At 40.7% G+C, this 14,201-nt stretch carries 13 protein-coding genes and 2 pseudogenes; 10 read left to right on the top strand and 5 right to left on the bottom strand.

All coding sequences use genetic code 11. The features are described from left to right. Positions 1-24: 24 nt before the first annotated feature. The 5 genes from ACFX5U_RS21100 to ACFX5U_RS21080 all read right to left on the bottom strand — a co-directional run bounded on the left by ACFX5U_RS21100 (position 25) and on the right by ACFX5U_RS21080 (position 4,315). A complete protein-coding gene (locus ACFX5U_RS21100) occupies positions 25-942 on the bottom strand; it encodes a hypothetical protein (RefSeq protein WP_400262045.1) in 918 nt (305 codons plus the stop codon). A 12-nt stretch (positions 943-954) separates the two neighbouring features. Further along, a complete protein-coding gene (locus ACFX5U_RS21095; RefSeq protein WP_400262044.1) occupies positions 955-2,586 on the bottom strand; it encodes an ABC transporter ATP-binding protein in 1,632 nt (543 codons plus the stop codon). Between the two features lie 24 nt (positions 2,587-2,610). Further along, positions 2,611-2,880: a PqqD family protein gene (locus ACFX5U_RS21090; protein ID WP_280571498.1), complete on the bottom strand. Its 270-nt coding sequence runs from the start codon at positions 2,878-2,880 to the stop codon at positions 2,611-2,613. A 64-nt stretch (positions 2,881-2,944) separates the two neighbouring features. Continuing rightward, positions 2,945-3,397, bottom strand: coding sequence for a S24/S26 family peptidase (locus tag ACFX5U_RS21085; RefSeq protein ID WP_400262043.1), 453 nt, complete (start codon positions 3,395-3,397; stop codon positions 2,945-2,947). A gap of 12 nt (positions 3,398-3,409) precedes the next feature. Then, positions 3,410-4,315, bottom strand: a complete 906-nt coding sequence (locus tag ACFX5U_RS21080; protein WP_400262042.1) for a DUF5106 domain-containing protein — start codon at positions 4,313-4,315, stop codon at positions 3,410-3,412. Positions 4,316-4,721: 406 nt separating this feature from the next. Between ACFX5U_RS21080 and ACFX5U_RS21075 the strand changes: the two genes are divergently transcribed. From ACFX5U_RS21075 to ACFX5U_RS21030, 10 genes and pseudogenes are all read left to right on the top strand, one after another. Then, on the top strand, positions 4,722-5,168 hold the full coding sequence (locus ACFX5U_RS21075; protein ID WP_400262041.1) for an adenylyltransferase/cytidyltransferase family protein: 447 nt from the start codon (positions 4,722-4,724) through the stop codon (positions 5,166-5,168). 92 nt (positions 5,169-5,260) lie between these two features. Further along, on the top strand, positions 5,261-5,686 hold the full coding sequence (locus ACFX5U_RS21070; RefSeq protein ID WP_280571503.1) for an adenylyltransferase/cytidyltransferase family protein: 426 nt from the start codon (positions 5,261-5,263) through the stop codon (positions 5,684-5,686). Between the two features lie 119 nt (positions 5,687-5,805). Further along, positions 5,806-6,804, top strand: a complete 999-nt coding sequence (locus ACFX5U_RS21065) for a mannose-1-phosphate guanylyltransferase (protein ID WP_400262040.1) — start codon at positions 5,806-5,808, stop codon at positions 6,802-6,804. Between the two features lie 390 nt (positions 6,805-7,194). Next, on the top strand, positions 7,195-7,671 hold the full coding sequence (locus ACFX5U_RS21060) for a hypothetical protein (RefSeq protein WP_400262039.1): 477 nt from the start codon (positions 7,195-7,197) through the stop codon (positions 7,669-7,671). A 156-nt stretch (positions 7,672-7,827) separates the two neighbouring features. Next, a pseudogene (gene rfbB, locus ACFX5U_RS21055) lies at positions 7,828-8,890 on the top strand (dTDP-glucose 4,6-dehydratase). Between the two features lie 195 nt (positions 8,891-9,085). After that, the gene (gene rfbC / locus ACFX5U_RS21050) at positions 9,086-9,646 is read left to right on the top strand and encodes a dTDP-4-dehydrorhamnose 3,5-epimerase (protein ID WP_400262038.1); all 561 of its coding nucleotides are present in this window, start codon (positions 9,086-9,088) and stop codon (positions 9,644-9,646) included. After that, positions 9,633-10,502 (top strand): dTDP-4-dehydrorhamnose reductase, encoded by an 870-nt coding sequence (rfbD, locus tag ACFX5U_RS21045; protein ID WP_400262037.1) that lies wholly within the window; start codon positions 9,633-9,635, stop codon positions 10,500-10,502. The genes rfbC and rfbD overlap by 14 nt, the downstream gene beginning before the upstream one ends. A 283-nt stretch (positions 10,503-10,785) precedes the next feature. Continuing rightward, positions 10,786-11,647, top strand: a pseudogene (gene rfbA, locus ACFX5U_RS21040) (glucose-1-phosphate thymidylyltransferase RfbA). A gap of 34 nt (positions 11,648-11,681) precedes the next feature. Beyond that, complete coding sequence (locus ACFX5U_RS21035) at positions 11,682-13,442, top strand: SLBB domain-containing protein (RefSeq protein ID WP_400262036.1); 1,761 nt, start codon at positions 11,682-11,684, stop codon at positions 13,440-13,442. Next, positions 13,408-14,199 (top strand): SLBB domain-containing protein, encoded by a 792-nt coding sequence (locus ACFX5U_RS21030; protein WP_400262035.1) that lies wholly within the window; start codon positions 13,408-13,410, stop codon positions 14,197-14,199. The genes ACFX5U_RS21035 and ACFX5U_RS21030 overlap by 35 nt, the downstream gene beginning before the upstream one ends. The last annotated feature ends 2 nt before the right edge of the window (positions 14,200-14,201 follow it).

Raw genomic sequence — 14,201 nt, 5'->3', positions numbered from 1 at the left:
CCCTTAGGGAGGCTTTTTTAATGCTTATTCTGCGTTGTTAAAAATTTGGTTATAGCAGAGTTGCGCAGCAGCCTCATCGGGCAAGCATTGCAATAGGCCTACAGGAACCTGCGATACAACTTTTTCCAATGTACTGTTCATAGTCGCAAACAGGTCTTTATTCCAACGGATGGAGGTACAGCTCGGTAAGACTGCAATAAAGCTACTCACCCCCGATTGCCATCTGAATACATTGGATGGCGCTTGTTGCAACCGCACAAAAGCCTTTAGATTGATTTTTTCATTTTTATAACAATGCGTCTTGCCGCTCCAAGGAGTTCCGTATATATGGATACCATTATCGTTAATTCTTATAGCAGGGTTATCATCATTGAGCAAAGAAGTATTCGGTATATGTTTTAACCAAAGACGGCTATGGGTGCTCTTTCCAGTGCCACTTTTACCTAGGAAAGCAATGCCCTGACCGTTGCAATTGATGACCGAAGCGTGGATCATTATGGTATCGTGCAGCAAAGCCGCTTGGCCAAAAACCATCATTAACATCCACCAGATCACCGAACTGCATTCCCCCTCTGTACTCGAAGGGATGTAGATGGTGGATTGACTGAAGTTTCGTTCACTACGCATGTACCACTGCTCGTTTCCTTGATCATTGACAATCGTTGTCAAGAATGAATCTTCCCGCTCGTAAAAACAGAAGCGATCCCCCCAAGCAATGGATTCATCACTTCTCAGGATACCCATATCCGCGGTAGCAGGTGCTTTATCTGTGCTTAGCAGTATACTTAGTGCAGGACTTTCATTCGTATTGTCTATTTGAAAAACACGGAAAGAAGGCAATAGATTTTCGAGATTCAGGGTGTCAGGATAGTTGATCTTAACAATTAGATCAGCTATTTTATAATAATTTTGAGATATTTCAATTGGGTTTTCTAAAGTCATAGCGCGTTATCATTAGTCCAGATAGATGTGGTGTTTACATTTCTCGACCAAGTGGAGGTCATGTGTTACAAAAAGGCATAATTTATCATGCCCATATTCTAAAAGTCTTTGGATCAGCAAATCTGCAGTCTTTCTATCCAAGGCAGAGGTCACTTCATCAAAAAGCCAGATATCCCCATCATGCATCAAAGCTCTGGCGATAGCGATCCGTTGTGCTTGTCCTTCGGATAGGCCCATTCCCGATTCCCCCACTACGGTATCTACACCATCGGGCAGCTCCAATACAAACTCAGCACATGCGATCCACAGCGCTTTTTCTATGGCGATATGTCCACCATCTTTGACATGTAAGAGTAGGTTTTCACGAATGGTACCACTCAGTAGTGAATTCCCTTGCGGAATATAGGCAAAATTGATGCGATGAGCAGCAGTAAGTGCTTGGATACCATCGCGGTCCGTTAATAGGATTTCTCCTTTTTCCGGTTTGATCAGGGAAAGTAATAAGCGTATCAGGGTAGTCTTTCCTTTACCACTAGGCCCTACGATAGCCGTCGGTTCCCCTGCTTTTAGATTCAAATTGAATTGATCCAACACCCACTTATCTTCGTATCTGAACGACAGGTTTTGGATTTGCAGTGCAGATGTCTTGTTGAGACGTTTTTGTTCAACAAGGGGTTCTATTTCACCATCCTTGAGCTCTAGTAAACGATCTGCAGATACTCTAAATCGAACAAATCCAGGGATAAAGGTAATGAGTGCCAAAATAGGTGATTGGATGCGCGCCACCAATTGGAGAAATGCGGTCATCGTACCAAAAGATATTTGTCCACTGTGCAGCCTATAGATCCCCCAGATAAACGTCAATAAATATCCAGCGTTTAGGCTTAACTTCATAACGCTCTGCGTGTACGTAGAAAAGTTGAGCTGCTTCATTTTCAAAGCGAACAGTTCTTGTTGGCTGTCGGTGAGTTTTTTTCTTCTTTTCGGAAAGATACCCATCGCTCTGATCAGTAGACGGAATCGTAAGTTTTCCTGCAGTACATTCGAAAAATTACTTTCCTCGCCTTTCACTTCCTGACTCAGCTTACGCATTTTTTGGAAATAGATTTTCGAGAATAGGAAGAGCGGTGATATCGCCAATATCATGAGCGCGAGCATCGGATCCATATACCATAGAAATCCTAAAGAAGCAAGCAATTGTATGGTCGTCAAGATAAAGGAGAGTAAAGATTTGGCTATCAAATTGGCCACTTCTTCACAGTCGGTCTGAATACGGATTTGAATATCCCCGGTATGCCAGTTTTTGATGAGTTTCCATACCGAAAGCATTTGGGCATCGAGCATATTGCGTTGCAGTTCCAACGTGAGCATCATTTTGATGCGTTCGTTGAGCCATCCGGTATAAGCTCGTATGGCCAATCCCAATAGCACACTGCCCACAATACCTACGAGAATCCAAGTCAGCGAAATGTCCGCTGTAGTGGCGGTGGCTATGTCTACGGCTTTTTTTGATAGGAATACAAATAGCAATGATAGTGCAATGGCGAAGAGCTCCAATATGAAATAGAAGAGGAGCCTAGCTCGGTATCCCTTGCTGATGGACCATGCCCAACGGATATGGTGTCTCAGGTTATTATTACTCATTGCTATATGATGGTATTTTTGAAATTATTTTTCCAGCAATCCCTGTTTTTCGAAATCTTTGATCAACGTTTCGGCATCAGCAAGTGCTTGTTGCTCGGTTACTTCATATTGTTGGCAAAGCAATTCAACTATAGCCGTATTTGTGAAATCAACACCCTGCAATTGTTCCCAAAGCCATGCTGCCGAATCGTTCAAGGTGTATACGGTAGAAAGGTCAACCATTTCTTGTCCGGGATCCACGATCATATGGTCCGTACCAATCGTTCTTAATACTAAATCTGATCTTAATTTCATTCTATTAGGGCTAAAAAATTATTAAAAACAAAGTTAATAATTATTCTCAGTATAGAAAATCAGTCTAAAAACGTCTTTTCAAGACCGTAATTATTCTTCTTATGATGCGCATATAGTACCAGATCATTCCACGGAAACGGTATAAGGGCTTGTCTATAGCCATTGTTTCATCACCTGAGGTCGGGTAGTGTCGCGTTGCGAAAGCGAGGATATCCTTTTCAGCAATATATTCGTGCAGCACCAAGTTCCCATCACCCGCGAGCAGATATTTATCGCCCTTTTTTCCGACGTAACGATGAAAGACAAAGTTACCCTCATGTTTTGCTAGGATATTGGCCCCTTTAGGCAGTGGTTCTCCCTGGTAAGCGACGAGCAGTATGCGATCGCCCGATTTAATAAAGGGAAGCATACTGTTCCCCTTCACGCGAATACATACTTCTTTACCTTCTTCCAATAGTCGTTGTACTTCTTCAAAATACAAGGCATTGCTGATGGTCATCGATTCCGTTTTCTTCATCCTTGTTCGCGCTTATGTCAACCTGATCAGGTATTGGATCAGTTCTTGGAGTTGAGTGTCTTTCAAAAGGACATTTTTGTTATCATCCAACAGGTATAAGGTAGGCGAGGCCTTGAGGTCATAGAGACGTTCATGTTGTATCGTGGACTCCCTGTCAAAGCCATTGATCCAATTGTCAGCTAGGTGCGACTGATATCCTTTCCATTTTGGACGGTCTCCCCAAGGTTCGATTGCCAAGACCTGTACTTGCTTTTGCTCAAAAAGTTGCACCAGTTGCGGGGTGTCTTTTAAGAGGTCTAGGGTTTCTTTGCAATGCGCACATTCGGTATCGTAAAATAGCAGTAAGGTATATTTGCCTTTTACGTCAGACAATTTCTGTACCTGACCATCAGAGCGTTCAAAATCAAACTCTTCCGCCTTCTTACCCAGTTTATTGCGTTGTACCAACTTGTATATGGGGCGGTAGGCTTCTTTTTCCAGATCAGATAGTCTATCCGTCTGTATGAGGTAACGTAATACCGATTCATAGCGCACATCGTTGCGCATAGGTGAGTTCCCATCATAAAGGTAATGCTCATACAGTTTGATGAAATGATCGAAACCTACTTTACCCGCTTTGGTGCCGTCCAACATGTTGGCTATTGCATGATCAGCTACCGTATCCGAAACCGTATTTAGAGCAGCGATAAAGTCAGCAAGTTTCTGTTCACCCATATTAGGGTCTTTTATTTTCACCGTATCTGCCATATCGAACTTATCCCAGTAAGTCAATACGGCACTATCTGCTGCGGTATAGTGCTCCTTCTTTATGTCGTTATCAGCATTTTGTTTTTCAGATTTCGAATGCTGGTTGCAAGAGGCGGAGAGCAAAGTTATTGCGCCAAGGAAGAACCAAATTTTAAAAGTTGTACATTTCATTATAATCAGCTTAAGCAAAAACAAACTTAGATAAATTGTATTTTATATACAATACAATTGCAGAGAATAAAGCAGACCTCAAATTTATGAATGGCTGGCGTATATTTTAATTGGGAAAATTTCCATCAGAAGCTCATTTTGTAATGTTAAAGGGGTTAATTATCTTCATTTTATATGGTTTTATCTTCGCAGAATGTTGGTGATTCCGTTGAAACAGTCTGTCTTGTCGATCTTTTTAAAGGCATATTTAGTGTCCTTTTCAAGATTGGCACGCTTCTCGTCAAGGTTATGTTAGTAAAAGGTTATTTTTTCTCGAAGGCCTTATCTCCGCTTTTGTTTTATAAATAATCTTTATCTTTGAGATATTGAATAACGGTACTTTATTAATGTTATTATAAGTTTAAATATGATTACAATACCCGGAAAAGAAATGCGTGTTGGCATCACCTTTAGTGCTTTTGATCTACTGCATGCAGGACATATCAAGATGTTAGAAGATGCCAGACGTCAGTGCGATTACTTGATCTGTGGGCTTCAAACTGACCCAACTTTGGATCGTCCAGAGAAAAACAAGCCGACACAAACAGTGGTGGAGCGTTACATTCAGCTCAAGGGTTGTAAATATGTCGATCAGATTGTGCCTTATGCTACAGAACAGGATCTAGAAGATGTTTTACGCTCCTTTAAGGTTGACATTCGAATCGTTGGCGATGAGTACCGCGAGCGCGATTTTACGGGACGCCAGTATTGTGAAGATTCAGGAATTGCCCTCTATTTCAATAGTCGCGATCATCGATTCTCAAGTTCGGGCCTGCGCCGCATTGTAGCGGAGCATGAAGTTGAAAAAGGTTAGATAATTAGATAGTTAGGTAGTTAGATAGAACATAACTCGTTACGAGTTCACTAGCGTTACTACGTCACTAAAAAAGAATAGAACAAGATTACATGAAAATAGGTATTACATTTGGTGTATTTGATTTATTGCACGCAGGACATATCATGATGCTGGAGGAAGCACGCCGTAACTGTGATCATTTAATTGTAGGACTCAATACCGATCCGTCAGAGGTTTCGCCAGATAAGGCTAAACCAACGCAGACCGTTGTTGAACGTTATGTGCAGTTGGAAGGATGTCGCTATGTCGATGAGATTATACCCTATGAAACGGAACAAGATTTGACCGATATCATCAAAGCGCTACCCATTCAAGTACGTATCATCGGCGAAGAATACCGTGATATGGAGTTTACAGGAAAAAAATATTGTATCGAAGAAGGAATTGAGATTTATTATAATAAGCGTAGCCATCGTTTTTCAAGTGAAGGATTACGCAAAGTAGTTGCCGCTAAGGAAGCAGAAAAAATTGGTTAATTACTGCGTTACTAGTCACTACGTTACTAATTACTGCGTTACTAGTCACTACGTTACTAATTACTGGTTACTACGTTACGAATAACTAAAGTTAATTAAGAGAATAATACTGATATACAATGAGTGATATTATACATGTAATTCTGTCGGGAGGTGTCGGGAGCCGTTTGTGGCCGCTATCGCGAAAAAGTTATCCAAAACAGTACCTTGCCTTATTTAAAGAAGGTTCATTGTTCGAAATGACCGTCAAGCGGAACCAGGGCTTTTGCAACCAGGTGATCGTTGTTGGGAATAAGGATAATAATCAATTGAGCCGCGAGGTGATGGAAAGTAGTGGTGTGGATTATATCGATATCGTTGAATCTACTCCTCGTAATACAGCTGCAGCTATCGCTTTCGCAGCCTTTGCTGCAAATCCGGACGACATTTTGGTCGTAACACCCTCAGATCATGTTATCGTGGGTGAAGAAGCTTATAACCAAGCAATCGAAGAGGCAATCGTAAAAGCAAATCAAGGCTATATCGTTACCTTCGGTATCCAAGCGACAAAGCCCGAGACCGGTTATGGCTATATTGAGTTTGAGGGCGACCAAGTGGTATCCTTTCGTGAGAAACCCAATAAAGAAACGGCAGAGGATTTTATAGAAAGAGGCAATTTCTTATGGAATTCGGGTATGTTCTGTTTTCGTGCCGATACACTTCTGCAGGAGTTGCAGCAGTTTGAGCCCCGCGTATATGCAACTGCATTAGCTGCTTGGCAACATAAAAGAGATGGAATCCTGGACGAGGCCCTATCCAAAGAAATTCCATCTATTAGTATCGATTATGCGGTGATGGAACGTTCCAAGAAAATACGTGTGGTCGCTACCGATTTTACTTGGTCTGATTTGGGTTCCTTTGAGTCCATGTACGATTACCTTAAAGAAACGGGGCATCCTACGGATGAAAATGGCAATATGGTTATCGGTACCGATATCTTTAGTGCATTTGTTGGTTTAAAAAATACCATACTCGTTTATACCAATGATGCTTTTTTGGTGCTCCAAAAGGAAAGTTCCCAAGACGTCAAGAAGATTTACAATACCTTAGAAAGACATCAGTCCAAACTGATCGATTAAAAAAAGACCTTCAAATTTGAAGGTCTTTTTTTGTTGCTGCAACAACCTGATTGCTCTTAATTTTTATTTCATCATAATTTAATTTCAAAGGTTAGGAAACATGATATGCGATACTTATATTTGATGTGCGGCGCTATGTTTCCTTGTAGTCAATAGTTTATGTTTAAACATTGTTTTAATTAACCTTTTTGCGAGGTTTAAGTTTAAGATGATTATCGCATGAGCAGGTTTGAAAAGTACTATGTGTTCGTTCATGACGTTATTAGAAGAGTCACACGGTTACTAGCAGTGTTACTTTGTTACTACGTCACTCGGTTACTGACTTTGTTACTACGTTACTGACTTTGTTATTATTTATATGTTTAATTTAATCCCTAACCTACAACAACAATGATAGTTTTAGTATTGATTATTTTTCTATTTATTGGCTGTTATTATTTTTGGTCGGCAAGACAGAGAAATCAACGATTTGCAAATCATGGACAAATGTCCATCAGCTACCTGTTTCAAGAACGCCCCGGGCAGTATAGTGGCGACCGCAGTATCAAGAGCGGCGTGCTGGTTATCCACAGTCGCAGTCATGATGAAAAGCTGAAGCATGCAACCATCAAGCATGTCCATCTACAGCATCCTGACTTACGTATCCATCTTGAGCAGTCTTTAGCCCTTCCTTTTCAACATGATGAGCTGAGTAAGCCTGAGGTTTCGGTACGTTATAAAGTAATCAAAAATGATATTGATACCGTCGACCTTACCGGAGTAAATACCACCATTACGGGTAAATTGCATTTTGTAAGTGGAGCATCTAAAACCTTTAAGGTCACTGTTCCGATTTCCGGCCTGTATCAAGAACAAGGGCAGAACTAAACCTTTGGGTGTGCCACACGAGATGAAAATAGGGATAGTACCGTATTAAACCCGTATTCGTTTATTGAAAGTTCATAAAATTCTGTTACTTTTGATGCTATTCCCTTACTTTCAGTTTGGGGTGGTTTAAGCTGTTAAGAAATATTTGCTCATATTATGAATAAAACGATCATTATTACCGGCGGAGCGGGTTTTATAGGTTCGCATGTAGTACGGAATTTTGTTACTAAATATCCAGAATACCATATCATCAATCTAGATGCACTGACCTATGCTGGTAATCTCGAAAATCTTCGCGATATCGAGGATAAGCCTAACTACACATTTGTTAAGGCAGATATTACCGATGCTGCTGCTATGGTGGGTGTTTTTGAACAGTATCAGCCTGATGGTGTTATCCACCTAGCTGCAGAGTCTCATGTCGATCGATCGATCACAGACCCAAGCGCTTTTGTGATGACCAATGTCATTGGTACAGTCAATTTATTGAATGCTGCTCGTGGCATCTGGAAGGATCAATTTGAAGACAAGCGCTTTCATCATGTATCCACCGATGAAGTGTATGGTGCATTGGGTGATACCGGACTTTTTACCGAAGAAACGTCTTATGATCCACATTCTCCTTATTCTGCATCCAAAGCCAGTTCCGATCATTTTGTGCGTGCTTATCATGATACGTATGGTCTGCCTATCGTGTTGACCAATTGTTCCAATAATTATGGTCCCAATCATTTTCCAGAAAAATTGATTCCATTATGCATCCATAATATATTAACCAATCAACCCCTTCCGATTTACGGCGATGGTAAATACACACGCGATTGGCTCTATGTAGTCGATCATGCAGTGGCTATCGACTTGGTCTTCCACGAAGGGAAGAATGGTGGTTTCTTATAATGTCGGCGGTTTCAATGAATGGCAGAATATCGATTTGGTCAAAGAACTCTGTAGACAGGTGGACGAGAAATTAGGTCGTCCAGCGGGTACAGCAGGAACCTTGATTACTTTTGTCAAGGATCGTCCAGGACACGACCTGCGTTATGCTATTGATGCTAACAAAATCAATAAAGAATTGGGTTGGTACCCGTCGGTTACTTTTGAAGAGGGGCTGTCGAAGACTATCGATTGGTTTTTGGATAATCAAGAGTGGTTGGATAACGTAACTTCAGGCGATTATCAGAAGTATTATGAGGGACAGTATAAGGAAGTAAAGAAGTAACCGAGTTACAAAGTAACGAAGTGACCGAATGAAGAATGTTACTGCGTCACTACTAATGTTACTGCGTCACTATTGTTACTGCGTTACTATTAATGTTACTACGTTACTAACAATGTTACTACGTCACTATTGTTACTGCGTCACTACTAATGTTACTACGTCACTATTGTTACTGCGTTACTCAATAAAAAAACAATGAAAAGTATAGAAACAAAACTAAAAAGTTGCTTTATATTAGAGCCAACCGTATATGAAGACGAGAGGGGTTATTTCTTCGAAGCTTATAACGAAGAGAAATTTGCACAAATTTTAGGAAGCAAACCTCATTTCGTACAAGATAACCAATCGCAATCGCAATATGGTGTGGTACGTGGCTTGCATATGCAGGCTGGTGAACATGCGCAGGCAAAATTGGTGCGTGTGATGGAAGGTAAAGTAATCGATGTCGCAGTCGATGTACGCCCCGGCTCGGAGACTTATGGTCAATCGGTGGCTGTGGAACTTTCTGCCGAAAACAAGAGACAACTGTATGTTCCACGTGGATTCTTACATGGCTTTTCTGTTTTATCAGAGGCGGCGGTATTCTTTTACAAATGTGACAATCAATATCATCAAGCATCAGAAGATGGCGTATACCCTTTGGATAGTGACTTTGACATTGACTGGGGTATTCCAGAGGCGGATATGATCCTGTCGCAGAAAGATCAAACAGCACAGACATTTGCATCATTTAAAGAGAAACATGGCATCGGTTAATCAGAAGCAACGCATATTGGTGACAGGGTCTACTGGCCAGTTAGGTAGCGAGTTGAAAATAATCTTGGAACAGGACCTAAGTAAAGAATGTTTCTTTCTGGACCGTAAACAGCTTCCATTGGATCAAATAATGCTAATTCAAGATATCTTGGCCATGTATCAACCCGATGTGATTGTTCATGCCGGAGCGTACACAGCTGTGGATTTAGCCGAGTCAGAGCCAGTAATTGCCGATCAGGTAAACCACCTTGCTACCGACGAGATTGCCCAGTATTGTCGCTTACATGATGTGCAATTGATTGCGATTTCAACGGACTATGTATTTGATGGAAATTCCAGTACACCTTTAACGGAAGATGCTGCTGTAAGCCCAATTAATGTATATGGTGAGACTAAGTTAAAAGGAGAACAGGCGATACAGAAATGGTGTCCCGAGGCTATTATTATCCGTACCTCATGGGTATACGCTACTCATGGAAAAAATTTCGTCAAAACTATGTTACGTTTGATGTCCGAGCGGGATTCCATCTCGGTTATTAACGATCAGATCGGTTCGCCTACGGCTGCACATGATTTAGCCAAAGCTATTGTGACGATTATCAATTCAGATAAATGGGAGGGCGGCCTGTATCATTATAGCAATGAAGGAGAAATCAGCTGGTATGATTTTGCCGTTGCTATCCGCGAACTGAAACAGCTGCATTGTGATATTAAAGCCATACCAACAACGTCATATCCTACTCCAGCAAAAAGACCCCGTTATTCTTTGTTAGATAAAACGAAAATCAAAACCGTTTATGGTGTAGAGGTACCTTTTTGGAAAGATAGCTTAGCTGCTTGTTTGGTTAGTTTGTAAGGAAAGTTAGACGGTTAAGAAGTTAGATCGTTAGAAAAATTCTAACCTTCTCACCATATAACCTCCTAACCGTGTAGTTAGTTAAGTCGTTAGAAAGTGAAATAACCTACTAAGCATGTAGCTAGTTAGACGGTTAAGTCGTTAGACAGTAAAATAACCTACTAACATTAGAAAGTTCGAAAATTAGATAGTTAAGAAGTTAGATCGTTAAGAGATTAGATCGTTAGAAAAATTCTAACCTTCTAACCATCATCTAACCTTCTTACCTTATAAAAAAAAAATTATGAAAGGAATTATTTTAGCAGGAGGTTCTGGTACGCGTTTGCATCCGATGACCCTTGCTGTGAGTAAGCAATTGATGCCTGTATATGATAAGCCGATGATTTATTATCCATTATCGACTTTGATGTTAGCGGGTATTCACGAGATTTTGATTATTTCTACACCGCAAGATCTACCACAGTTTCCAGAGACTTTTAGGCGACGGTTCACAACTGGGCTGTCGGTTTGAGTATATAGAACAACCAAGTCCTGACGGGTTGGCGCAAGCCTTTATATTGGGAGAAGAATTTATCGGTGATGATAAAGTAGCGCTGATCTTAGGCGATAATATTTTTTACGGATCGGGTATGTCCCATTTGTTACAATCCTGTGTTGATGTTGCAGGAGGGATGGTCTTTGCTTATCAAGTCAATGATCCAGAACGTTATGGCGTGGTCGAATTTGATGCAAATAAGGTTGCTGTATCGATTGAGGAAAAACCCCTTTCACCAAAATCAAACTTTGCTATCCCAGGTTTATATTTTTACGATAATGACGTTGTAGAGATTGCAAAGCAAATCAAACCATCACCTAGAGGCGAATTGGAAATAACCGATGTCAACAAAGTATATTTAGAACGTGGTAAACTGAAGGTTTCTGTCTTTGACCGAGGTACAGCCTGGTTGGATACGGGTACTATTCAGTCACTTATGCAAGCGGCACAATTTGTGCAGGTCATTGAGGAAAGACAAGGGATGAAAATCGGCGCTATCGAGGAAGTGGCCTATCGCATGGGGTATATCGATAAGGAGCAGTTATTAAAGATTGCCGATCCATTGCGTAAATCGGGCTATGGAGAATATCTACGCCTTTTAATTAAATAAATTTCCCTACTTTTGTGAAAATTCGAAATATAGAATGAAAAGATTGTTATTATGGATTTTTGTGATTGGATTGATGAGTTCGGTACAAGCACAGATAAACCCCGCCAATATAAAAGTTGATGATTTAAGCGACGCCCAGATTGAGCAGTATATCAAACAAGCTGAAATGATGGGTTATGGTGAAAGTCAATTGGATGGTTTTGCGCGGGCGCAAGGCGTATCTGCAGTGGAAGCTCAAAAGTTAAAAGATCGTTTGCAAAAAATCAAGCGAACGAAACAACAGCCAAAACAACTGCAAGATAATCGAATTTCTCGTTCCACTACTGGTCGTCAAGTCAATGGAAGTTCTGAATCAGATTCTTTAAAAAATAATAACAATCAAGATTCATTGCATATTGACGAGAAAAAATTAAAGATTTTTGGGTCAGACCTGTTCAAGAACAATGCCATTACATTCGAGCCCAATTTGCGGATGGCCACCCCTAGCTCTTATATTATAGGACCAGACGATGAGATTCTATTGGATATCTCCGGAGATAACGAAGCTTCTTATAAATTACCGGTCAGTGCAGATGGAACGATAAAAGTAGAGTATGCGGGAGCTATCAACGTTTCTGGATTATCCATTGCTGCAGCCAAGAGTAAAATCCAACAACGATTAAGCAGTACCTACCCTGCAATACGTTCAGGTCAGACCCATATCGATGTCAATATTGGAAATATTCGCACAATTCGGATTACTTTGACAGGAGCAGCGACCAAGCCAGGTACTTATAGTTTACCTTCATTAGCTACCGTATTCAATGCTTTATATGCTGCGGGTGGACCAAGTGAAACCGGTACCTATCGCCAAATTCAAGTTATTCGTAACAATCAAGTGGTTACGACTATTGATTTATATGATTTCTTAGCCAATGGCATACAAAGTGGTAATGTCCGTTTACAAGATCAAGATATCATCCATATCCCAGTATATGGCAACCGTGTGCAGTTCGAGGGCGAAGTGAAACGTCCTGCTATATTTGAAACCGTATCTGGAGAATCATTGTTGGACTTAGTGAAGTATGCCGGTGGTTTCAATGAGGATGCATATACCGCGAAGGTAAAAGTATTGCAGAAGACAGACAAAGAGCGTAGTGTCAAAGATTTATATGCCGATCAGTTTGCCGACTACAGTCCCCAAGCTGGCGATCAGTATATTGTAGAACCCATTTTGGAGCGCTTTGCCAATCGTGTGAGTATTTTAGGGGCAGTTTTCCGTCCCGGTTTATACGGAATGGAACCGGGCATGACGCTGCAGCAATTGTTAGAACAAGCAGATGGCGTACGTGAAGATGCTTTTTTAGAAAGAGGTATCATCAATAGATTGAGAGCGGATAATACCGCAGAATTGATCAATTTCAACGTTCGTGAGATTTTAGCAGGTACAGCAGCTGATATTCCTTTAAAAAGAGAAGACAAGATCGAAATTGCCTCAATCTTCGATTTACGCGATGAGTACAAGTTTACTGTACAAGGCGAAGTCCGTTTACCAGGAGACTTTCCTTTTGCCAGTAATGCCACTTTGGGTGATCTAATTCAGAAAGCTGGTGGACTGAATGAGGCTGCTAAAAACGCACGAATTGAAATCGCTAGACGCTTAAATAATCGTGATGTTGCAGATCCGAGTTCGTCCCAAACAATTTTGGTCGATATCAAAGATGGTCTAGTTTCCGATTCAAATATCGAGTTGCAACCTTATGATGTTATTTCCGTATTAGGTGACGCAGGGTTTCCGCACACAGAGACAAGTTAAAATAGAGGGCGAGATTTTATTTCCAGGTATTTATACGATTTCTAGAGAGGACGAACGAATATCGGATATCATTAAACGTGCCGGAGGTTTAACATCTTATGCTTATACGGAGGGTGCATCTTTAAAACGCACAGGCCTTTCCAAACTGAAGGCTGAAGAGAAAAAAGAAAAAGAACGTCTTCAGAAAGAGATGGCCGAACTTTCAGGTAATGTATTGCAAGAAGAACCAAGTGAATTTGATAATGAAGGTGGATTAACATCAAGTAATCCAAATGCGAAAAATAAAGCCTTAGCAAAGGTATCCCAACAACAAGGTGTTTCTGCGCCTGATATTGAACCAAGTGACTTAGTTGGTATTGAATTAAATAAAATTCTGGCTAATCCTTATCAACGCGGAGATTTATTGGTACTAGATGGTGATATCATTACCGTACCTAAAGAGTTAGAGACAGTAAAAGTAATGGGAGAAGTCTTAAATCCGAATAATGTGGTTTATGTAAAGGGTAAAAGCTTAAAATACTACGTAAATCAAGCAGGTGGTTTTACTGATAATGCTTTAAAAAAGCGTGTGTTTGTTCAGTATGCCAATGGTTCTGTAAAAGGAAAAGATGGTGGTTATCCCGAAGTTAAACCAGGAGCAGAGATTGTTGTTCCAAAGCGTGCTCCTAGAGAAAAAATCAGCTCACAGGCTTGGATTGGTATTGGTACAGGTGTAGCTTCTACTTTAGCAATTATTATCAGTTTATTCAAAAATTAATT

It is taken from the genome of Sphingobacterium sp. SG20118, from assembly GCF_044740685.1.
Taxonomy (GTDB): Bacteria; Bacteroidota; Bacteroidia; order Sphingobacteriales; family Sphingobacteriaceae; genus Sphingobacterium.
Note: the sequence above shows the minus strand (reverse complement) of the source record. Positions and strands in the feature narration are given on the sequence as shown.